The 20,421-nt window shown below is 71.4% G+C and carries 22 protein-coding genes; 6 read left to right on the top strand and 16 right to left on the bottom strand.

Annotated elements, in window-relative coordinates:
- Nucleotides 1-307 precede the first annotated feature (307 nt).
- From H0488_RS12500 to H0488_RS12490, 3 genes are all read left to right on the top strand, one after another.
- Nucleotides 308-562, top strand: a complete 255-nt coding sequence (locus tag H0488_RS12500) for a hypothetical protein (RefSeq protein ID WP_183099607.1) — start codon at nucleotides 308-310, stop codon at nucleotides 560-562.
- Entirely contained in the window at nucleotides 537-818 is a 282-nt protein-coding gene (locus H0488_RS12495; RefSeq protein WP_183099606.1) for an immunity protein CdiI family protein, read from the top strand. Before H0488_RS12500 ends, H0488_RS12495 begins: the two co-directional genes overlap by 26 nt.
- 302 nt (nucleotides 819-1,120) lie before the next feature.
- Nucleotides 1,121-2,146 (top strand): hypothetical protein, encoded by a 1,026-nt coding sequence (locus H0488_RS12490; protein WP_183099605.1) that lies wholly within the window; start codon nucleotides 1,121-1,123, stop codon nucleotides 2,144-2,146.
- A 48-nt stretch (nucleotides 2,147-2,194) separates the two neighbouring features.
- On the opposite strand, the gene H0488_RS12485 is transcribed toward H0488_RS12490, so the two are convergent.
- From H0488_RS12485 to H0488_RS12445, 9 genes are all read right to left on the bottom strand, one after another.
- The gene (locus H0488_RS12485) at nucleotides 2,195-2,578 is read right to left on the bottom strand and encodes a hypothetical protein (protein ID WP_183099604.1); all 384 of its coding nucleotides are present in this window, start codon (nucleotides 2,576-2,578) and stop codon (nucleotides 2,195-2,197) included.
- A gap of 93 nt (nucleotides 2,579-2,671) precedes the next feature.
- On the bottom strand, nucleotides 2,672-3,418 hold the full coding sequence (locus H0488_RS12480) for a hypothetical protein (RefSeq protein ID WP_183099603.1): 747 nt from the start codon (nucleotides 3,416-3,418) through the stop codon (nucleotides 2,672-2,674).
- Nucleotides 3,419-3,514: 96 nt separating this feature from the next.
- Nucleotides 3,515-4,774: an HNH endonuclease signature motif containing protein gene (locus tag H0488_RS12475; RefSeq protein WP_183099602.1), complete on the bottom strand. Its 1,260-nt coding sequence runs from the start codon at nucleotides 4,772-4,774 to the stop codon at nucleotides 3,515-3,517.
- A gap of 594 nt (nucleotides 4,775-5,368) precedes the next feature.
- Nucleotides 5,369-6,361: a threonine aldolase family protein gene (locus tag H0488_RS12470; protein ID WP_183099601.1), complete on the bottom strand. Its 993-nt coding sequence runs from the start codon at nucleotides 6,359-6,361 to the stop codon at nucleotides 5,369-5,371.
- Complete coding sequence (locus H0488_RS12465; protein WP_183099600.1) at nucleotides 6,358-6,951, bottom strand: cupredoxin domain-containing protein; 594 nt, start codon at nucleotides 6,949-6,951, stop codon at nucleotides 6,358-6,360. The genes H0488_RS12470 and H0488_RS12465 overlap by 4 nt, the downstream gene beginning before the upstream one ends.
- 21 nt (nucleotides 6,952-6,972) lie before the next feature.
- Nucleotides 6,973-8,313, bottom strand: coding sequence for a class II 3-deoxy-7-phosphoheptulonate synthase (locus H0488_RS12460; RefSeq protein ID WP_183099599.1), 1,341 nt, complete (start codon nucleotides 8,311-8,313; stop codon nucleotides 6,973-6,975).
- A gap of 34 nt (nucleotides 8,314-8,347) precedes the next feature.
- Entirely contained in the window at nucleotides 8,348-9,805 is a 1,458-nt protein-coding gene (locus H0488_RS12455; RefSeq protein WP_183099598.1) for an APC family permease, read from the bottom strand.
- A 114-nt stretch (nucleotides 9,806-9,919) separates the two neighbouring features.
- A complete protein-coding gene (locus H0488_RS12450) occupies nucleotides 9,920-11,113 on the bottom strand; it encodes an amidohydrolase family protein (protein ID WP_183099597.1) in 1,194 nt (397 codons plus the stop codon).
- A gap of 51 nt (nucleotides 11,114-11,164) precedes the next feature.
- A complete protein-coding gene (locus tag H0488_RS12445; RefSeq protein ID WP_183099596.1) occupies nucleotides 11,165-12,193 on the bottom strand; it encodes a 6-phosphofructokinase in 1,029 nt (342 codons plus the stop codon).
- 111 nt (nucleotides 12,194-12,304) lie between these two features.
- On the opposite strand from H0488_RS12445, the gene H0488_RS12440 reads away from it, so the two are divergent.
- Entirely contained in the window at nucleotides 12,305-13,126 is an 822-nt protein-coding gene (locus H0488_RS12440; RefSeq protein ID WP_183099595.1) for a DUF1028 domain-containing protein, read from the top strand.
- Between the two features lie 192 nt (nucleotides 13,127-13,318).
- Here H0488_RS12440 and H0488_RS12435 read toward each other — a convergent pair whose 3' ends face one another.
- The 5 genes from H0488_RS12435 to H0488_RS12415 are packed head-to-tail and all read right to left on the bottom strand — an operon-like array spanning nucleotide 13,319 to nucleotide 17,310.
- Nucleotides 13,319-14,254 (bottom strand): hypothetical protein, encoded by a 936-nt coding sequence (locus H0488_RS12435; RefSeq protein WP_246371986.1) that lies wholly within the window; start codon nucleotides 14,252-14,254, stop codon nucleotides 13,319-13,321.
- Nucleotides 14,247-14,906, bottom strand: coding sequence for a response regulator (locus H0488_RS12430; protein WP_183099594.1), 660 nt, complete (start codon nucleotides 14,904-14,906; stop codon nucleotides 14,247-14,249). Before H0488_RS12430 ends, H0488_RS12435 begins: the two co-directional genes overlap by 8 nt.
- A gap of 11 nt (nucleotides 14,907-14,917) precedes the next feature.
- Entirely contained in the window at nucleotides 14,918-15,439 is a 522-nt protein-coding gene (locus H0488_RS12425) for a flavin reductase family protein (RefSeq protein ID WP_183099593.1), read from the bottom strand.
- Entirely contained in the window at nucleotides 15,436-16,563 is a 1,128-nt protein-coding gene (macS, locus tag H0488_RS12420) for a MacS family sensor histidine kinase (RefSeq protein ID WP_312856311.1), read from the bottom strand. Before macS ends, H0488_RS12425 begins: the two co-directional genes overlap by 4 nt.
- A gap of 24 nt (nucleotides 16,564-16,587) precedes the next feature.
- Nucleotides 16,588-17,310 (bottom strand): lysophospholipid acyltransferase family protein, encoded by a 723-nt coding sequence (locus H0488_RS12415; protein ID WP_246371983.1) that lies wholly within the window; start codon nucleotides 17,308-17,310, stop codon nucleotides 16,588-16,590.
- Nucleotides 17,311-17,392: 82 nt separating this feature from the next.
- On the opposite strand from H0488_RS12415, the gene H0488_RS12410 reads away from it, so the two are divergent.
- Together H0488_RS12410 and H0488_RS12405 are read left to right on the top strand one after the other, a co-directional pair.
- Nucleotides 17,393-18,163 (top strand): alpha/beta hydrolase, encoded by a 771-nt coding sequence (locus tag H0488_RS12410; RefSeq protein ID WP_183099590.1) that lies wholly within the window; start codon nucleotides 17,393-17,395, stop codon nucleotides 18,161-18,163.
- A 19-nt stretch (nucleotides 18,164-18,182) separates the two neighbouring features.
- Nucleotides 18,183-18,605: a hypothetical protein gene (locus H0488_RS12405; RefSeq protein WP_183099589.1), complete on the top strand. Its 423-nt coding sequence runs from the start codon at nucleotides 18,183-18,185 to the stop codon at nucleotides 18,603-18,605.
- A gap of 37 nt (nucleotides 18,606-18,642) precedes the next feature.
- Here the strand turns inward: H0488_RS12405 and H0488_RS12400 are convergent, their stop codons facing one another.
- Nucleotides 18,643-19,557 (bottom strand): ROK family protein, encoded by a 915-nt coding sequence (locus H0488_RS12400; RefSeq protein WP_183099588.1) that lies wholly within the window; start codon nucleotides 19,555-19,557, stop codon nucleotides 18,643-18,645.
- An 8-nt stretch (nucleotides 19,558-19,565) separates the two neighbouring features.
- Nucleotides 19,566-20,421: ROK family glucokinase (locus H0488_RS12395; protein WP_183099587.1), on the bottom strand; the 856-nt coding region annotated here is incomplete at its 5' end.

Raw genomic sequence — 20,421 nt, 5'->3', positions numbered from 1 at the left:
GGCGGCAGTAGCGTGCCGCTGCGCGAGCACGCAGGGCGGCAGTAGCGTGCCGCTGCGCGAGCACGCAGGGCGGCAGTAGCGTGCCGCTGCGCGAGCACGCAGGGCGGCAGTAGCGTGCCGCTGCGCGCGCACGCAGGGCGGCAGTAGCGTGCCGCTGCGCGAGCACGCAGGGCGGCAGTAGCGTGCCGCTGCGCGCGCACGCAGGGCGGCAGTAGCGTGCCGCTGCGCGCGCACGCAGGGCGGCAGTAGCGTGCCGCTGCGCGCGCACGCAGGGCGGCAGTAGCGGGCGGACGGCAGACTGATCCTTGTGAGCGACTACGACCGCATCAGCAGCGAACTGGCGGCATCTATTCGGCTCGGGTACGAGGTCGAGCAAGACGACCCGAACTTTCACTTCCCGGTGCCCGAGGACGACGAGATCCATTGGCTGGGGAGTTGGCTCGCGAGCGAGGGTTGGGTGCGCGAAGCGGGCTGGGCGAGGGAGGGCGGGCGGGCGGCAATAGCGGATACCCAACGGTGCCGTCAGACTTGTCAGCGTGACCGACTTGGAGTTCTGGCCTGACTACGGACCTGGCCCCCTGTGGACCCAGGACGGCAAGCCAGTTGATGTCCCATCGCTCGGTCTCGGCGACGAGTTGGCGGCGCAGTTGACTGATTGGAACGCCGCCTATGCGGAGGACAAGGTTCCGCTTGAAGGCGCTGGCGACGAGGCCTGGCTTGCCGAAGGGCGGCGGCTCCTCGGTGAGGTCCGTGCAGCCCTCGGCGGTCGGCATCGAGTCGTCGTCACCGAACCGTGGTGGGGCGAGCAGCCGACCTGATGGGTGCCCGCTGCTCGGCAGCAGAGGGGCCGTCCGCGTGAGGCTAGGCCGTGCCGCAGTTCCTGAGGGACGGTTCGGCCAAGGCGAGAGATCGCGACGTTCCGTATCGCAGGTTGCGCGAGCCACATGTCCGCTGCTGAAAGCGGCCACGAAATGCCCGCCGGCGCCGGACGGCTGAGACCGTGGAACTACTCTTAGCGATCTCCAGCCGCGCGGCTGGTCGCTCGTCGTTCGACTGATCAGCAGCCCGCCGAACCAAGGTGCGGAGCGCGCTGTCGACCGACCATGGCAGGGTAAAGAACATGGACGACAGCAGCGGAGATCTGTACGTCATTTGGGGCTATGTCGCGGGCACCGTGCTGCCTCCCAACATCACAAGCGGCGACACCAGCGGGGACAACTGGTTCCGAATCACTCAAGATGTTCCCGAGTCATTCAAGCGGTTAGATCCGCCAGGCATCGTCGAGGCACGGATGTCGAGCGGAACGTGGGTCACCGGAATTGCCCGGCGGACCCGCGCCCACTCACGAGCTGTTTTTCAGGTCCCGGTACGTGTCGACCATCCCGACGACGCGATGCCTGCGGTGGAGCGCGAGGTCCTACCGAACCGCCTCGCTGCCATATCTGCGATCGCCGGCAGCCCGCTGGTGGGCGTGCCACTTGCCTTCCATGCCGCCGGTGAGCCCGAGGCCTGGCTACCCCGCCGAAGTGACGCCGAGGTGCACTACTTCGCGGCTCAGCAGCACGACGCAGAGGCCATCGACTCCGACGAGGCGGCCGGCGTGATCTGGGCAGCGGAGCACGATTACACGGCCCGGCGCGCCGCGGCAGACATGTACCGGGGCAACCACCGTCTCTATTCCCATGCGGACGACCCGGCTGACGTGCGCGCGGCTCTGCTGACGTACTTCTTCGTGCTGGAGCGAATTTCCGATCGGATCGAACGCTTCTATCCCCTGAGACCAGCATCGGACGAAATGGAGCCCCTGATCGACAACCTGGAGGTTGGGCTGGACCACGCGGAATCCGTGGCCGACAAGGTCCAGGCGGTGAAGGTGGCCGCCCAGAAGTTGCAAGCGCTTCACTCACGGGGGATGCATCGCCGTGTGAAGGAGGCAGGTCGAACCTTCGGGCTTGATGAGGACGTCACGCGCACTGCGGGCGAGTTGACCGACCTGCGCAACTCAACACTCGGCCACGTGCCTAAGGCGGAGGAACAGCCTGCAGAGCTGCTCGACTGGCTGCCCAAGGCGCAGCGGTGCGCGCACATGTACCTGTCCGCGTACCTGCATTGGGTGAACAATCGCGGTGTGGCCGCACGCGACTGAAAGCCCGCTAGCCCCGGGCGTAACCGATTTGGCCAGCGCGTGCGGTGGTCAGAACGGCTTGCCGTCGAGGATCGTCCCGTCCGCTTTGAACCGTGCAGCAACAGCGTTACGCGTGTCGGTCACCCACCGTTCGAGCCACTCGCTGGACTGCACCGACGGTCGTGATAGCCAACTCTCCGCCGCGGCGCGAACAACGGAATGAAACTGCTCGGGGGTCGAACGACCGATCTCGTAAAGATCCTCGAGTTCGGCCCAAGCGCAGAAGAGGTCGCCGGTGTGGGACAACTGCGGGTCGTCGAGCAATTCGTTTCGGGACCAGATGAAGAGTGCTTCGTAAGCAGCGTCGGCATTCGTTGCAGCGAGCGCGGCCCGCGCTGCGGGGTCTGCCTTCGAGAGCAACTGCCACTCTCGTTCCAGCACGTCGTCGATCACCGCGCAAACCTATGACAACAGCGGCGGACCCGGGTCTCGCACGATCACACTCAACTCGGCACGATCGAGCTCGTGGCGGCAAGAGCGGACGGTCTACGGAGACTGGGGCGCGCCGTCAGGCCCGAAGAAGCGCCCAAGTTCGGACCATCGAGTGACCACTTGTGCGTACCAGCGTCTGGTCGGAGTGCGCTCGTCCACTCGCTGCGGTAGGACCTGAACCTCATCCGGGTCCGACGGCTCACCGAAGACGATGAAACCCATCGCCTCATCTTCCCGGAGAGGCATCGGGGCAAGAACCGCTGGAAGTCGGTGTGCATCGCGAAGGGACTGCTGTTGCCCGTCCCAGTCAACGACCACCACGACGGGTGCGCGGCCACTCTTGTCCTCGTGGATTCTCACAACTCGTAAGAGCACCGGTCCGCCGGGGAGCGGCATCACGACGTGCTGGCCCGGCTCGAGGGAGGTCGTCCCCTTGCGCCGTGGGCGGAGCTTCTTCGGATCGGGCGCTGGCTGGAGCAACTCATCCCGGAGCTTGTTCAGCGCGGCCTTGCGCCGAGTCCGTTGAGCAGGTTCCCACCTCGCCAACTCGCTCGGGTCGTCTATGAGGTCGAAGGCGCGGCCGATCACTTCGGGCACGATGTGTCCGAGACGGTGCTGAGTGCTCGCCAGCCCAAACCAGAAGTCGTTGTCGTCGGGTCCGTTCTGGCCGACGCCGTACTCCTCGACGAGACGCTGAGTGGCTTGGGCAGGCGCGACGCCTTCAGCGATCAAGTCTCGGAAGCCCTCACGAACGTCCGACGCGTCATCGTTGCTGAAGATTCCAGTGCCCCACGAGCCCATGCGGCGAGATTCTGTCAGAGGACGCCATTCATGGACCGGCGATCGCTATTCGGCAGTAGGGGGCGGCTCGTCGACGCACGCTGTGCTGCTGCGTGGCTAGGGGCGGCGGTGGAATCGGAGGTCGCCGTTGGGGAGCTTGTCTGCTTGGAATCGTCTGTCGTGGGCGCGGTGGTGGTGGAAGGAGCAGAGGAGTACGCCGTCGGCGAGATCGGTGCGCCCGCCCTTGGACCAGGGTTTCAAGTGATGTGCTTCGCACCAGGTCGCGGGGATCGTGCAGCCCTCGGCTCGGCACCGCTGGTCGCGGTAGCGCATTGCCTTGCGTTGCGGGGGCGAGAAGAGCCGTCGGATGCGGCCCAGGTCGAGGATCTCGCCCTTCCCGCCCAACACCACGGGGATGATGCCCGCGGTGCACGCCATCCGCCTGGCTTGAGTGGCGGTCAGGTTCGCCCCGGCGGACAGGTCGCCGTCGATCACCCCTGCGGTCGCCAGCTCCTGCGTCAGGTGGGCCAGGGGGATGGTGACCATGACGGTGGTCGCATCACCGCCGTGGACCGGCAGCTTCGCGGGGTCGAGGTGTTCGAGCAAGGCGCCGAAGGCTTGGCCGAGGAGGCGGTGGCGCGGGATGCGGTCTTCTTCCCCGGTCAGGGCGTCGTCGGCTTTGCAGGGGCTGGTGTAGGCGTCGAGGTAGGTCAGCAGCCGGTCGGCGTCGAGGTCGGGGTGCACGATCGTGGTGCGGGTGGAGCCGTCGCCGAGTCGTTTGGTGCGCAGGCTGGTCTTCTCCCGCGCCCGTTGCTCTTCTTGTTCGAGGAGTCTGGCTTCGTGGGCCTCGGCGATCTCGGGAGCGACGACCTCGAGGATCCGGCGCCCGAGGCGGCGCAGCTCGGAGGGGTTGAACTCGCCACACCACTCCACCAGCTTGATCTCAGCATCGGCCAGCAAGTCCTGGTCCAGATCAGCCGGCAACGCCTCCAGAGCTGCGACCACGACCCGGGCCTGCGCGAGCGCCACGAGGCCTTCGGCCATCCCGGTGGCGACGCGGGTCCAGCGGCGGTCCAGCGCCTCTGCGAGCCGGGCGTCGGCACGAGCCGTGGACGGCTCGGCCTGAGTGATGCAGGCGGCCCAGGACCCGATGTCACGGGCACCGGCGGCCTCCGCGACATCCCCAGCGCTGGCCAGCACGCGGAGCCGGAGCTCCTCCAGCGCCGCGGTCGCGCGGCCGAGCTCGATCAGGGCGGTGGTCTTGTCGGCCGGGGCCAGGTAGAGCGGCTGCACGTCCCGCACCCCGGCCACCGCGGCCTGCACCTGGTCGGCGCACGCCAGGATCGGGTGCGGCTGGGGGACGAGCTGTGCGACCACGATGTTCCTTCCCGAGAGGGCTCCATTCTAGCTCGATCGAGTTCGGAATGAAACATCTGTTCGAGAGATTGTGGATTGTTTTGCGATGTCACTTTGGTCTCGTGACGGTCGCCAGGGCGACCTCCTCGACCAGCGAGGGCCAGGGCGACCTCCTCGACCACCGGGGGTGCCTTGGTTTCGAGGCTCGCTTCGCTCGCACCTCAACCAGCGGCACAGCACCGCTCGGCCTACCTCGACCAGCGGCTACCGCGACCTTCCTGTCGTCGTACCCGCCCCTTCCGCAACCACAGCAAGCACCTCAGGCCTCCTGAAGCCCGGGCAGGGCCAGGGGGACCGCACCGCAACCAGCGACGGCGGGCCACCACGTCGTCCGCTTGTCCCTCCGCTCCCCCACGAGCAGGCCGCAACAAGCCCGCACAGGGTCTCGTGACGGTCGCCAGGGCGACCTCCTCGACCACCGGGAGCAGCAGGTCTCGTGACGGGTCTCCGGCGCGACCTCCTCGACCACCGGGAGCAGCAGGTCTCGTGACGGGTCGCCAGGGCGACCTCCTCGACCACCGGTCCGGACCACAGCAGGGCCGGGCGGCTTCGGCCTCAGAGGGCGGCGAGCACTCTTGCGGCCGCTTCCGCGTCCGACCGGCTCACGTCGAGGTGGGTGACCAGGCGGACGGTGCGGGCGCCGACGGCGCCGACCAGCACGCCGGCGTCGCGGGCGGCGGCGACGAAGGCGGCGGCGTCGGGACGCTCGAACGCGACGATGTTGGTGTCGACGCCGGCCGGGTCGACCCCGCACGCCTCGGCCAGCAGTCGGGCGTTGGCGTGGTCCTCGGCGAGGCGCTCGACGTGGTGGTCGAGGGCGTAGAGGCCAGCAGCGGCGAGGATGCCGACCTGCCGCATCCCACCGCCGAGCCGCTTGCGCCGGACCCGCGCCTCGACCACCAGGTCGGCACGGCCGACCAGCAGCGAGCCGACGGGCGCACCCAGCCCCTTCGACAAGCAGACGCAGACGACGTCGGCCGCGGCGCCGTACTCCTCGAGCGCGACGCCGGTCGCGACGTGGGCGTTCCAGATCCGCGCGCCATCGAGGTGGACCGCGGCCCCCTGCGAGTCGGCGAAGGCCCGCAACGACTTCAGGTCGGCGAGCGGGAGCACCGCTCCCCCGGCGAAGTTGTGGGTGTTCTCGACCGAGATCGCGGACGTCGGCACGAAGAACGGCCCGAGGTCCGGCGCGAACAGGTCCTCGATGGCCGGCAGGTCGATCTGGCCGCGCGGGTGCGACCAGGTGCGCATCGTCACCCCGCTGACGGCGCCGTGCGCGCCGAGCTCGGCGCGGGCGATGTGGGCGCGCGCCTCGCACAACACCTCCCGGCCCGGCGCCACCACCAGGCCCACTGCGAGCACGTTGGCCATCGACCCGGTCGGCGTGAACAGGGCGGCCTCGTGCCCGAGCAACGAGGCGACCCGCTCCTCGAGCCGCCGGACGGTCGGGTCCTCGCCGTACACGTCGTCGCCGACCTCGGCGTGCGCCATCGCGGCGCGCATCGCCTCGCCCGGCCGGGTGACCGTGTCGGAGCGGAGGTCGATCACGAGATCTGCCGGGAGATGACGGCAGACCAGCCGGACTCCTTGTCGGGGCTCGCCGCGGTGTTCGTCGTCCGCGCGCGCAGCTGGTAGGTCCCCGTCCGTGCGGGGTTGAAGAGCCCCGTCGCGGCAGTCGTGTTGGTGCGGAAGGACTGCCAGCTCGTCGTGCCCTGACGCCGGAACTGCACGTCGAAGGCGCGGCCCGCGGGCGCTGCCGAGGCCGACCACCGCAGCGTCCAGCCGCTGGCGGCCGAGCCGCTCGACTTGAGGGGTACGGCGATGCTGCCGTTCATCCCGGCGTGGATCGTGCAGTGGTAGGGGAACCTCCCCGCCGACGGCATCCCCTTGGTGTAGGTCGCGCCGGTCGACCGCGAGCGGCTGTTCCAGAACCCCTGGTCCGACGTGGTGGTGTGGGTGCCCTGGAAGGACCAGGTCACCGAGGTGCCCTGACCGACCGAGGTGTTGGCAGGAGAGAAGCTGGTGCCGGAGGCGAGGATGGTCGAGGCGCCACCGACCGCGGACGGAGCCGTGGCGAGCGCGGCGAGCAGCGCGGCAGCGCCGAGGCCCGCCGGCGCGAGGAGCGATCGGATGCGCATCTCGCCACCATAGGACCCGGCTCAGGCGCGGCGCAGCATCTCCGCGACCTGGAAGGCCAGCTCCAGCGACTGCACCCGGTTGAGGCGCGGGTCCACCACCGACTCGTAGCGGTGCGCGAGGCCGTGCTCGGTCAGCTCCTCGCCGCCGCCGATGATCTCGGTGACGTCGTCGCCGGTGTTCTCCACCAGGATGCCCGCGGGGACGGTGCCGAGCGCCCGGTGCACGTCGAAGAAGCCCTGGACCTCGTCGAGGACGTCCTCGAACCGCCGGGTCTTGTAGCCGTTGGACGTCTCGAAGGTGTTGCCGTGCATGGCGTCGCAGACCCAGGCGACGTCGACGCCCTCGGCGGTGACCTTCTCGACCAGCTGCGGCAGGCCGTCGCGGATCCGGCCCGCGCCGAACCGGGTGATGAACGTCAGCCGGCCGGGCTCGTTGGTCGGGTTCAGCTTCGCCGCGAGCGCGAGCGCGTCGTCTGCGGTCGCGGTCGGGCCGAGCTTGCAGCCGATCGGGTTGTTGATGTGGCTGAAGTACTCCACGTGCGCGCCGTCGAGCTGGCGGGTCCGCTCGCCGATCCAGACCATGTGGCCCGAGACGTTGTAGGGGGTCTCGGTCCGCGAGTCGATGCGCGTCATCGCGTGCTCGTACTCGAGCAGCAGCGCCTCGTGCGAGGAGTAGAAGTCGACCCGGTGGAACTCGTCGGGGTCTCCGGCGCCGATCGCCTTCATGAAGGTGAGCGCCCGGTCGATCTCGGCCGCCATCGCCTCGTAGTGCTGGCCGACGGGGCTGTTGCGGACGAACTCGGAGTTCCAGGTGTGCACCTGGCGCAGGTCGGCGTAGCCGCCGGTGGTGAACGCACGCACGAGGTTCAGCGTCGAGGCCGACGCGTGGTAGACGTCGAGCAGCCGCTGCGGGTCGGGACGACGCGACTCGGGGGTGAACTCGAACCCGTTGACCGCGTCACCGCGGTAGGCCGGCAGCGTGACGCCACCACGGGTCTCCATGTCGGACGAGCGCGGCTTGGCGTACTGACCCGCGAGCCGGCCGACCTTCACGACCGGCACCGAGGCGGCGTACGTCAGCACGACCGCCATCTGCAGCAGCACCCGCAGCTTGTTGCGGACGTTGTCAGCGGTGGCGTCGACGAAGGTCTCCGCGCAGTCGCCGCCCTGGAGGATGAACGCCTCGCCACGGCTCGCCGCGGCGATCTTGGCCTTGAGGTCGTCACACTCGCCCGCAAACACCAGCGGCGGCAAGGTCCGCAGCCGCGCGACGGCGGCAGCCACGGCAGCCGGGTCGTCGTACGTCGGCTGCTGCGCGGCGCCAAGGGCGTGCAGCTGCTCGAGGGTCGGGATCTGCGTCACTGAACAAGGGTACGGCGCTCGCGCCGTCGCCGCGCTATCGCGGGTCGTCCGTGGGATCGACGTCCAGGTGCTCGAGGTCGGCGTACCGCGGGTCCGCGTCGTCCTGGTTGGTCGCCCGGTTGACGACGAACGTGACCATCCCCAGCGCCACGCCGACGGCGAGCAGCCCGCCCGCGATCTGGTAGACGATCAGGTCGCGATCGACCCAGGGGCCGGCGAGGTAGAGGCACAGGACGGCGGCGACCACCGGCAGCGGGCCGGGCGAGGTGAAGAAGGTCGGGACGTCCTCACCGCGCCGGCCGCGCAGCACGATGCAGGCGACGTTGACGATCGCGAACACGCAGAGCAGCAGGAACGCGGTCACCGACGACAGGTTGCCGACGACGTTGCCCCCGGGGTCGGCGAGACGGAGGTAGAGGATCAGCCCGAGCGCCAGCGCCGTGGTGAACGCGATGCCCGCCCAGGGGCTGCGCCGGCCCGGGAGGACGGCCGCGAGCTGCCGCGGCAGCACCCGCTGCTTCGCCATCCCGTAGACCAGGCGGCTCGCCATCAGCATGTTGATGAGGGCGGTGTTGGCCACCGCGAAGACCGCCAGGAACGGGAACACCTTGTCGATCGGGAAGTCGGGTGCGCCGATCGTGACCACCGAGATGAGTGCCCGCCCCTCCTCCTCGTAGATCGTCTTGAGCTGGGCCTCGGTCAGCACGGTGACCACGGAGATCGCGACCAGGATGTAGAGCAGGGCAGCCACCCCCATGCCGGCGAGCATCGCGCGGGGGAAGAGCCGCTCGGGGTCCTTCGTCTCCTCGACCATGTTGACCGAGTCCTCGAAGCCGACCATCGCGAAGAACGCGATCGAGGTCGCCGCCGTCACGGCGAACAGCAAGCCCATGTCCTGGTAGTCGTCGAAGCTGAACAGCTCGGACACCGACGCGCCCTCGCCGCGGAGGACGACCCAGAAGCCGACGCCGATCACGATCGTCAGCGCAGCCATCTCGACCACGGTCAGGACGATGTTGAACTTGACGCTCTCCCCCACGCCGCGCAGGTTGATCAGCGCCAGCAGCACCATGAACGCCATCGCGACCGCGGTCACGACGGCGGAGTCGACAGCGCTGACGGTGGCGCCGGTCTCGTCGGCGGTCTCCCAGACGCCGTTGAGCGCGAGGCCCTGGAAGAGGTTCTGGGCCAGCGTGTTGGCCGACGTCGACGCGCTGGTGATGCCGGAGCAGGCCACCGCGAAGGTGACCATGAAGGTCAGGAAGTGGATGCCGAACGCCTTGTGCGTGTAGAGGGCGGCGCCGGCCGCCTGGGGGTACTTGGTCACCAGCTCGAGGTAGGACAGCGCGGTGAGCGCGGCCACGACGAAGGCGCACAGGAACGGCAGCCACAGCATGCCGCCGACGTAGCCGGCCATCTGGCCGGTGACGGCGTACACGCCTGCGCCCAGGATGTCGCCGACGATGAACAGCAGCAGCAACCACGGGCCCATGACCCGCTTGAGCTCGTGTGGCTGCTCGGCAGCTGCGTCGTCCGGCGGGGTCGACAGGGTCAGACCTGCGATCCTCGGGCCAGGACCGCCTGCGGACGGCCCAGGCCGGCCGGATCACGCGCGAGGTCGCCGTCGGCGACGAGCAGGTCGGCGTCGTACCCCGNCACGCGCGAGGTCGCCGTCGGCGACGAGCAGGCCGGCGCCGTACCCCGCGGCGAGCCGTCCGGTCACGTCACCGACCCCGCAGGCGTCGGCCGCGCCCGAGGTGCCGGCGGCGAGCGCCTCGTCCACCGAGTAGCCGCACTGCAACAGGTCGGTGACCGCGATCCAGGCGCCGCCGTGGGGCTTCAGCGGCATCGCGCCGGAGTCGACACCGGGGACGACCCGGATGCCGTGCTCGCGCATCCGGCTCACCGTGGCCTGCTGCTTCGCGAACATGGTCATCATGTCGAGACCCATGCGTCCGAAGGTCTCGGCGACCTGCGGTGGCGGTGGCGGCATCATCGCGAGAAGCGTTCGGTCGAAACCCATCGTCGGGTCGACGACCGTGCCGGCCGCTGCGACCCGGGCGAGCAGGTCGTCGGAGACGTCGGGGCCGTGCTCGGTGATGCCGCTGAAGTGCTCGATCCCGTCGACGCCTGCGGCGAGCGCCACCTCGATCCCGTTGATCGAGTGGGCGTGGGCGAGGACCTGCAGTCCGACGGCGTGGGCGGCCTCGACGAGGATCCGCAGGTCGGCTGCGGCGTACTGGGCTCCGAACATGTCCGAGCCGGGCGTCAGGAACCCGCCGCTGGCCATCACCTTGATCACGTCGACGCCGCGCTCGTTGTGCTCCGCGAGCTCCCTCATCAGCTCGTCGGCCGTGGCGGCCGTCGAGCCGAGGAAGTGGCAGTGCCCGGCCGGGACCGTGATCGGCGGCCCGGCCGCGACGATCCGGGGCAGGCCGGCGGTCCGGCGGTCACGGAAGGCGAGCGTGCGGTAGTCGCGGTCGCCCAGGTCGCGCACCGTCGTCACCCCGCGCGCCGCCTGCGCGGCGAGGGACTTCGCGATCTCGGCGTCGACCTCCTCGGCGGTCATCGAGCCGGCACGCTCGAGCGAGCCCGGGCTGCCGTCGGCCACGAGGTGGACGTGCGCGTCGACGAGACCCGGCAGGAGCGTGCCGTCGTACGACGCCACCGCGCACCCGTCGGGCACGGGGAAGTCGAACGACTCGACACCGACGATCCGCTCGCCCTCGACGAGCACGGTCGCGCCCCCGGGGAGGAACCGGGTGCCGTCGAACGCGTGGGGAGCTCTCCAGGCGAACATCCGACGAGTCTGTCCCCGCCGGGGAACACTGTCATCCGTCGATCGACGGAATCAGCCGAAGAAGACCTGCGCCTCGGCGTACTCCGCCGGGCTGACGAGCTTCAGCTCGCCGGTCCCCTCGATCAGCGGCACCCGGACGATGTCCTTGCCGCGCAGCGCGACCATGACCCCGAAGTCGCCGTCGGCGACGGCCCCGATCGCCTGCAGCCCGAACCGCGTGGCCAGCCAGCGGTCGAACGCGGTCGGCGTGCCGCCCCGCTGCACGTGGCCGAGTACGACGGCGCGCGACTCCGCGCCCGTTCGCTGCTCGATCTCCTTGGCGAGCCGGTCGCCGATGCCGCCGAGGCGCACGTGGCCGAACGCGTCGGTCTCGCCGCTCTGCAGCGTCATGCCGGAGCCGTCGCGCGGCACGGCGCCCTCGGAGACGACCAGGATCGGGGCGAACTTGGACTCGAACCGCTTCTGCACCAGCGCGCAGACCTCGTCGATGTCGAACGGCTGCTCGGGGATGAGCACGGTGCTCGCCCCGCCGGCGATCCCCGAGTGCAGGGCGATCCACCCGGCGTGCCGTCCCATCACCTCGACCACGAGCACCCGGTGGTGGGACTCGGCGGTGGTGTGCAGCCGGTCGATCGCCTCGGTCGCGATGTTGACCGCAGTGTCGAAGCCGAAGGTGAAGTCGGTGCCGGACAAGTCGTTGTCGATCGTCTTCGGCACGCCGACGACCTTGACCCCGAGGTCGGCGAGCTTCGTCGCCACGCCGAGGGTGTCCTCGCCGCCGATCGCGACCAGCGCGTCGACGCCGAGGGACGTGAGGTTGTCCTTGATCCGCTGCACCCCGTCGTCGACCTTGAACGGGTTGGTGCGGGAGGAGCCGAGGATGGTGCCGCCCCGGGGGAGGATCCCGCGGCACTCGGCGATGCCGAGCGGCATGGTGACACCCTCGAGCGGTCCCTTCCAGCCGTCGCGGAACCCGATGAACTCGAAGCCGTGCTCCTTCACCCCCTTGCGGACCACCGCCCGGATCACCGCGTTGAGGCCGGGGCAGTCGCCCCCACCGGTCAGCACTCCCACCCGCATCCGACAGCTCCCTCTTCCGGGGTTGGATCGATCAAGTGCTGCGAGCGTAGCGAGCGTCGGTGATCGCCGTCACCTACCCCGTCCGACGCCGGGGCTCGCTACCGTTCCGTCATGACCTTCTCGATCGTGGCCCGGTCCGCTGACGGCGAGTCGTGGGGCGTGGCGGTCGCCTCGAAGTTCCTGGCCGTCGGCTCCGCCGTTCCCGCGGCGGTCGCCGGTGTCGGCGCCGTCGCGACCCAGGCCGACGCCAACGTGGCCTACAAGGGCCTCGCGCTCGCGCACCTCGACGAGGGCGCGACCGCCTCGATCGCCCTCCAACGACTGTTGGAGGAGGACGACGGGCGGGCCGACCGCCAGGTCGGAATCGTCGACCTCGACGGCGGCGCCGCCTCCCACACCGGACAGCAGTGCATCCCCTGGGCGGGCGGCGTGACCGGCGACGGCTACGCCATCCAGGGCAACTGCCTCGCCGGACCCGAGGTCGTCGCGGCGATGGAGCAGGCGTGGCTCGAGAGCGACCCCGACACCGCTCTCGCGGACCGGCTGCTCGCGTCCCTGACCGCCGGCGACGCGGCAGGCGGCGACAAGCGCGGCCGGCAGTCCGCCGCGATCCTGGTCGTCAAGGACGGCGCGGGCTACGGCGGGCTCGACGACGTCGCCGTCGACCTCCGGGTCGACGACCACGCCGCGCCGATCGACGAGCTCGCCCGCCTGCTCGACCTCAACGACCTCTACCTCACTGCTTCCACCGACGATGAGAAGGTGCCGGTCGACGACGACCTGCGGGCCGAGCTCGAGTCGTTCGCGGCCGAGGGTGGCCACCGCGACTTCCACGCCTGGGTCGGCACCGAGAACTACGAGATGCGGGTCGCCCCCGACCTCGCCTGGATCGACGAGCGGATCCTCGGGATCGTGCGGGGCTCGGGCGAGTAGCGCTGCAGGATCCCCGGTCGACCGGGGATTCCTGCACTTGTCGGGCATCGCAACGCCCGACAAGTGTCAGTTCTCCCTGCCCGGTGTGACGGCTGGGGCAGAACTGCCGATCCGAGCTTGCCCAGCGCCCTTTCGTCGGCAGCGCGGCGAGAGGCGTACGCCGGCCGCCGACCGCGCGCCGAGGACGGCCTGTCAGCTCTCTGCGTTGGCGCCGGAGACGCGCTCGACCAATGCGAGGGCGGCGTCGCGCTCCGCGGTGGCGGTCCGCAGCGCGGCCTTCGCCTCGTCGCGGACGTCCTCGGCGTCGCCGAGCTCGTCGTCGATCTCGTCCAGCTCGCCCTCCAGGTCGGAGACCCGGCGCCGCAGCTCGTCGAGCTCGGCCTGCAGCTGGAGCGAGCGGGCCGACAGCCGGTCGACGTCGGCAACGGCTTCGGCGTGGGCGGCCTCCGCCTCGGCGTACGCCGCCGCGGCCTGGTCTCGGCGCTCCGCGGCCGCCGCCCGGGCCTTGTCCGCGGCATCGGGGTCGGGCACGACCCGCAGGTCCGGAGGGCCTGGCTCCGGAGCCTCCCTCGCCGTCGCCGAGAAGCCGAGCGCCCCGGGCACGGCCAGGGCCGCGGCGAGCGTGTGCTCACCGACCGGGTCGACGCCGGTCGTGTGCAGCGGGGCCACCAGCAGACCGCTGCGCACCGCCCGTCCGCACTCGGCATCGACCATCGCGGCCGTGAGTGTCGCCTCGACCTGGTCGGCGACCGCCTGGGTGACCCTGTGGCCCGCCTCCGCGGCCAGGTGGCGCGCCTGCTGGGTGACTGCGGCCGTCACCTGGCGCCGCTGCTTGGTGAGGGTCCGCAGCTCGCCGGCGGACATCGCGGCCTGCGCCTCACGGAGCGCGGCGCCGACGTTGAGCAGCTGGTCGACCTGGCCGGACTCCCGACGGACCAGCAGGTTGACCACCCACGCGGCGGTGCCGGGCTTCTTCAGTGCCTTCACGGCGCTGCCGAGGTCGGTGCCCTTGAGCTCCTTGGCCCGCGCGTCCCGGGCCGCGGTGAACTCGCCCGGCGTCAGCGCGTAGAGCTCGTCGGCGACCTCGAGCAGCTCGGTCGTCATCGCGTCGCGGGGCGGGTCAGTCATCCAGGCCCTGCTCGATCGCGTAGCGGGTCAGCTCGACCCGGTTGTGGAGCTGGAGCTTGCGCAGGGTGTTCTGCACGTGGTTCTGGACGGTGCGGTGGGAGAGCACCAGCCGCTCGGCGATCTGCTTGTAGGACATGCCCTTGGCGACCATGCGGAGCACCTCGGTCTCCCGCTCGGTGAGCTGCTCCCCCGGCAGCGTCGTCGGCCCGGGATCCTGCGCCATCCGGCGGAACTCCCCCAGCACCAGCCCCGCGAGTCCCGGGGTGAACACGCTGTCGCCCACGCTGACCCGCTGCACCGCGGCGATCAGCTCCGCCCGCGAGGCGGACTTGACCAGGTAGCCGGTCGCACCGGCCTTCACCGCTTCCAGCACGTCGTCCTGCTCACCCGAGGCCGACAGGATCAGCACCCGGGCCGAGGGATCCTCCTGCAGCACGGTCGCGGTCACCTCGACGCCGCTCGGCGCCGGGATCTGGAGGTCGAGCACGACGACCTTCGGCCGGGTCGCCCGGAACCGGTTGAGCGCCTCGGTGCCGGTCGCCGCGGTCGCGACGACGGTGAAGCCGGCGTCGTCGAGGTCCTTCGCCACGGCGTCGCGCCACATCGGGTGGTCGTCGACGACCATCACCCGCACCCGAGGCTGCTCCTCCATGAGACCGGACCCTACTCAGGGAGCGTGTGGAACCGGCCGCGGCGGTGCAGCAACGGCCGGTCGCCAGACGGTCCCGGGTCGCCCACGGTGATCGCGTCGAGCGCGACCTCGACCTCGACCGACCAGCCGATCTCGCGCTCCCCGACCAGCGAGACCTGCGCGTGGGTGGTAGCGGTCGCCAGCAGCGGGCCGTACGGCGTCGCCCCGAACTCCGCCTGCCGGAACGGACCCCCGGGCGCCGGAGCGGTCCCGGCGAACGCCTCGGCGAGCTGCCGGTCGGCCCAGGTGAGCAGCTGCACGACCGCCCGGCCGGTGTCCCGGACCTCCGCGAGCAGGTCGCTGTCGGGGTCGACCAGGGCGAGCAGTCCGGGCGTCGGCCCGAGTGCGACCATCAGCGACGTGACGGTCAGCCCCGCCCGGTCCGCGCCGTCGCCAGCGGTCCACAGCGTGACGCCACCGCCGATCCGGCCGCGCAGCCGGCGGGCCGGGTCCGGGTCGGCTTCGGCGAACGGGTGTCCCGTGTGGATCGTCATCGGCCTCCCTCCGTCCGGGGTACGACGAGCTCCCACTCGGTGCCGAACGAGCCGGTGCTGAGCGTCGCCGTACCGCCCAGGTCGCGGATGCGTCCCTCGATCGACTCGCTGACGCCGAGCCTGCCCTCCGCACGCGCCGCGGCGAGCCGCCCCTCGGGGATGCCGTCGCCCTCGTCGCGCACCGAGACCGCCACCCGGTCGCCGAGGTCGTCGACCAGTACCCACGCGGGCGCGCCCGGGCCGACGTGCCGGGTGACGTTGTCGAGGCAGGCACCGACGACCGCGACCAGCTCGGCGACGACCGCCGACGGCAGCTCGACGGGTCCACCCGGCAGCGCGACCTCGACGCCCGGCCGGTGGGCCAGCGCCCCGAGGGCGCCGGCGAGGTCCTCGGTGCCCGGTCCGTCGGGAGCCGTCACCCGGTCCTGGGAGCGGATGAGCGTGCGCAGCGCCTGCTCCTGCTCACCGGCCAGCCGACCGAGCTCCTCGGCCGCACCGCCGATCTCCGCGCCGCGGCGCTGGACCAGCGCCAGCACCTGCAGCACGCCGTCGTGGACGACCCGCGCCAGCCGGGCCCGCTCGTCGGCGGCCGCCGCTTCGCGCTCGGCGCGGTCGCGCTCGGCTGCCATCTGCTGCAGCGACTCGACGAGGTAGCCGACGATCGGACCCCCGAGCAGGATCAGGAAGACGTAGCCGTAGTTGCCCTGGTCGAAGTCCGCCCGGATCAGCAGGTCGGTGCCACCCAGGACCACGGAGGCGACCAGGCCGCCCCGCCAGCCGTAGCGCACCGCCCACGCCAGCAGCGCGCCCATGATCCAGAAACCGGGGATCGTCGAGCTGAACCACTCGCCCTTGACGAACGGCGTCGCCACCAGGAGGCCGACCGCGATGCCGAGGTCGGCGACCATCAGCCGCACCGTGCGGCGGATCGGCTTCGCGTAGGTGGCGATCGCGTAGATCGTCCAGCCGACCATGAGCGCGACGCAGAACCAGCCAGCGGTGGGGTGGTCGTAGTTGTTGCGGTAGGCGATCAGCGCGACCGCGTTGACCAGCACGACCACCCGGAGCACGGCCAGGGCCCGGAACATCCGGTTCTCGACCGCGACCGCCGCGCGCGTCGACACGGTGCGCGCCCTCGGGGACATGCGTCAGGACGCGAGCTTGCGCTGCTCGTCGCCCTTCGCGGAGTCGCCCTTCTTGGACTCCTCCTTGGCCCGGGTGGCGTACATGTCGACGTACTCCTGGCCGGAGAGCCGCATGATCTCGTACATGATCTCGTCGGTGATCGACCGCAGGATGAACCGGTCGTTCTCGAGGCCGGCGTAGCGGCTGAAGTCGAGCGGCTTGCCGAAGCGCACGTTGGGCCGGGTCCAACGGCCGAACTTCTTGCCCGGGGGCGCCACCACGTCGGTGCCGACCACCGCGACCGGGACCACCGGGACGCCGGTCTCCAGCGCCAGCCGGGCAATGCCGGTCTTGCCGCGGTAGAGCCGGCCGTCGTGCGACCGGGTGCCCTCGGGGTAGATGCCGAACAGCTCGCCCTGACCGAGCACGCGCTTGGCCGACAGCAGGGCGCCCGCAGCAGCGTCAGCGCCGGCGCGGTCGATCGGGATGTTGCCGGTGCCGCTGAAGAACGTCTTCTGCAGCCAGCCCTTGATGCCGGGGCTGGTGAAGTACTCGGCCTTGGCGACGAAGCTCACCTTGCGCGGGACGACGAGCGGCATGAACAGCCAGTCGGCGTACGACAGGTGGTTGCTGGCGAGGATGGCCGGCCCCTCGGTCGGGACGTGCTCGACGCCGTCGGCGCGCGGTCGGAACACGAGCTTGAGGAGCGGCCCGAGCGCGATGAACTTGAGGAACCAGTAGAACAACCCACGCACCCTTTCCCCGAGACCGGACGCCGCAAGACTAGTGCCTCGGCGGCCGGCGCCGACACTGGTGCACAATCGCGCCATGAACCGCGACGCGGAGTACGAGCCGCTGGCTGTCCCTGCCCGCCCCGAGCTGACCGGCGGCCGCCGGATCGGAGTGCTCCTGAGCCACGGGTTCACCGGTTCGCCGCTGTCGATGCGGCCGTGGGGACGCTACCTCGCCGAGCAGGGGTACGGCGTCCGCGTCCCGCTCCTCCCCGGCCACGCGACGTCGTGGCAGGACCTCAACACCAAGCGCTGGGACGACTGGTACGGCGCCCTCAGCGCGGAGCTCGACCAGCTCGCGGCCGAGCACGACGTGGTCGTGGTCGGCGGGCTGTCGATGGGGGGCGCGCTCGTGCTCCGGCTCGCGGCCGACCGGGCCGACCAGATCGCGGGCGTGATGGTGGTCAACCCGGCGGTGGCGACCAAGCGCCTCGACGTGAAGCTGCTGCCGGTCCTGAAGCACCTGCTGCCCTCGATGCCCGGGATCGCCAACGACATCAAGAAGCCCGGCGTCGAGGAGCACGGCTACACCCGCACGCCGCTCAAGGCGATCCACTCGCTGTTCCAGGCCTGGCGCCTGCTGATCGCCGACCTCCCCCGGGTGACCGCGCCGCTGATCTACTTCCGGTCGCCGGACGACCACGTCGTCGACGGCGCCTCGCAGCCGATCATCCTCGACGGGATCTCCTCGACCGACGTCGAGGTGGTGCCGCTGCCGGAGTCGTACCACGTGGCCACCCTCGACAACGACGCCCCGACCATCTTCGAGCGGTCGGCGGAGTTCATCGCACGGGTCACGGCGCCCTAGGACGCCGTACGCTGGGGGCATGGCCCGCGACGACGACGAGCCCCTGGCCGACGAACGCGAGTGGCAGGAGATCGTCGAGAACTTCGGTGAGCGCGCCGTCCTCGAACCGGACGACGAGCCGCTGGTCGACGTGACGCCGCGGGTCCTCGAGCCGGACGACGTCGAGGAGCCGGTCGCGGTCCGCGACCAGGTCCCCGCGGACGACGAGTTCGTGCCGCCCGAGCCGCCCCCGATCCCCCGCCCGCCGGCCGACCGGCTGGCCGCCTGGCTCGGGGTGTTCGGCGTACCGGCCGTGGTGCTGTTCTGCATCGTGCTGGGCATCAGCGTCCCCACCTGGATCGGCCTGCTGATGGCCGCCGGGTTCGTCGGCGGGTTCTGCTACCTCGTCGTCCGGATGTCCGACGAGCCCCGTCCCCCCTGGGACGACGGCGCCGTCCTCTGACCGACCCGGCTCGAACTTGGCGACGGGTCGGCGGGTTTCAGGCCGGAGTTCGTGCCGGGTCGGCGAGCAGGGCGGCGCCGACGGCGCCCGCCTCCGGGCCGAACCGGGTCGCGACCAGGCGCGGGACGTCGCGGTAGGCCGTCGCCTGGAGCGCGTCGAGGAGCCTGCGCCGCGCGGGCTCGAGCAGCAGGTCGCCGACGGCCGAGACCCCGCCGCCGACCACGACCGCCTCCGGGTCGAAGGCCGAGACCAGACCGGCGATCCCGACGCCCAGCCAGGTGCCGACGGTCGCGAACGCCTGCCGCGCGACCGGGTCGCCGTTGCGGGCGAGGGCCGCCACCTCCGGTCCGTCGAGGTGGGAGCCGAGCGCCACCCGCATCACCCGCTCGAGGGCGCGACCGCTGCAGTACTGCTCCCAGCACCCGCGGAGGCCGCACTCGCAGGGCAGCCCGTCGGGCACGACCTGGACGTGCCCGAACTCCCCCGCCATCCCGTTCGCGCCCAGCACGACCCGGCCGTCGAGCACCACCGCCCCGCCGATCCCGGTGCCGACGGTGACCAGGAGCGCGGACGACGCTCCGCGGAGGGCGCCGGCGACCAGCTCGGCGTGCGCGGCGCAGTTCGCGTCGTTGGCGAGTACGACGGGCGCGCCGACCCGCTCGGCGAGCCGGGCCCGCACCGGGGCGTCCCGCCAGGGCAGGTGCGCGGCGAACCGGACCCGCTCGCCCTCTCGGTCGACGAGGCCGGCGGTCGAGACGCCGACCCGGGTCAGCGGCCGTCCCGCGGCGACCTCCAGGACCGCGCGCGCCACCGCGTCCTCGACCTCGGCCTCGGAGGCCGAGCGGCCGGGCATCGGCACCTGGGCCGTGGCCGCGACCACCAGGTCGTCGCCCGCACCCGCGAGCTCCACGGCCAGCACCTTGGTCCCGCCGACGTCGACCCCTGCGTGCATCGCGACCCTTACGACCGGGCCAGGTCCGCGGCGCCGATGACACCCGCCCTGTTGCCGAGCACCGCCCTGCGGATCTCGGCCTGCGGCCGGTAGCCGCGGCCGGCGAGCTCTCGGGCGAACGCCTCCCGGATCGGGTCGAGCAGCAGGTCGCCGGCCTCGCTCACCCCTCCGCCGATCACGATCACGGCCGGGTCGAGCACGGCGACCAGCGACGCGATGCCGTGGCCGAGCCAGTGCCCGAGCACGCCGAGCTGCTCGATCGCGAACCGGTCGCCGTCCTGCGCCGCGGCGGTGATCAGCGGGCCGGTGATCGCCGCCGGGTCGCCGCCCGCGCGGTCGAGCAGGTCGCGGGCGAGCAACGAGCTCCCCGCGGCCGCCTCGCGGGTCACCCGCACCAGGGCCGAGCCCGATCCGTACTGCTCGAAGCAGCCCCGGTTGCCGCAGCCGCACTGCAGGCCGTCCGGCACCAGGCAGAGGTGCCCGATCTCCCCGGCGACGCCGTAGGCGCCGCGGAGCAGCCGGCCGTCGGTGATGACACCGCCTCCGATCCCGGTGCCGACGGTGACCATCAGCTGGTCGTCGACGTCACCCCCGGCGCCGTACCGGAACTCGCCCCAGGCCGCGGCGTTGGCGTCGTTCTCGATGATCACCGGGAGCCCGGTCAGCCGGGCGAGCTCGGCGCCGAGCGGCTCGTCGCGCCAGGCGATGTTGGGGGCGAAGAGCACCGTGGACCGGTCGGCGTCGATGTAGCCCGCGGCGCCGACGCCCACGGCCGACACGGGGTGCCGCGCAGCGAGGCCGGCGACCAGGCCGGCGACGGCCGCCTCGATCGCCTCCGGGTCGGTCGCGGGCGACTCGACCCGG

It is taken from the genome of Nocardioides pelophilus, assembly GCF_014180685.1.
Lineage (GTDB): Bacteria > Actinomycetota > Actinomycetes > Propionibacteriales > Nocardioidaceae > Nocardioides > Nocardioides pelophilus.
The sequence above is the reverse complement of the archived record's forward strand: the minus strand, read 5'-3'. Positions and strand labels throughout refer to the sequence as shown.

Excerpts from the sequence above, each read along its gene's own strand:
- H0488_RS12490 (WP_183099605.1), top strand. The coding sequence starts at position 1,121 with ATGGACGACAGCAGCGGAGATCTGTACGTCATTTGGGGCTATGTCGCG.
- H0488_RS12480 (WP_183099603.1), bottom strand. The coding sequence starts at position 3,418 with ATGGGCTCGTGGGGCACTGGAATCTTCAGCAACGATGACGCGTCGGAC.
- H0488_RS12465 (WP_183099600.1), bottom strand. The coding sequence starts at position 6,951 with ATGCGCATCCGATCGCTCCTCGCGCCGGCGGGCCTCGGCGCTGCCGCG.
- H0488_RS12455 (WP_183099598.1), bottom strand. The coding sequence starts at position 9,805 with ATGGGCCCGTGGTTGCTGCTGCTGTTCATCGTCGGCGACATCCTGGGC.
- H0488_RS12445 (WP_183099596.1), bottom strand. The coding sequence starts at position 12,193 with ATGCGGGTGGGAGTGCTGACCGGTGGGGGCGACTGCCCCGGCCTCAAC.
- H0488_RS12440 (WP_183099595.1), top strand. The coding sequence starts at position 12,305 with ATGACCTTCTCGATCGTGGCCCGGTCCGCTGACGGCGAGTCGTGGGGC.
- H0488_RS12435 (WP_246371986.1), bottom strand. The coding sequence starts at position 14,254 with ATGACTGACCCGCCCCGCGACGCGATGACGACCGAGCTGCTCGAGGTC.
- H0488_RS12430 (WP_183099594.1), bottom strand. The coding sequence starts at position 14,906 with ATGGAGGAGCAGCCTCGGGTGCGGGTGATGGTCGTCGACGACCACCCG.
- H0488_RS12425 (WP_183099593.1), bottom strand. The coding sequence starts at position 15,439 with ATGACGATCCACACGGGACACCCGTTCGCCGAAGCCGACCCGGACCCG.
- H0488_RS12410 (WP_183099590.1), top strand. The coding sequence starts at position 17,393 with ATGAACCGCGACGCGGAGTACGAGCCGCTGGCTGTCCCTGCCCGCCCC.
- H0488_RS12405 (WP_183099589.1), top strand. The coding sequence starts at position 18,183 with ATGGCCCGCGACGACGACGAGCCCCTGGCCGACGAACGCGAGTGGCAG.
- H0488_RS12400 (WP_183099588.1), bottom strand. The coding sequence starts at position 19,557 with ATGCACGCAGGGGTCGACGTCGGCGGGACCAAGGTGCTGGCCGTGGAG.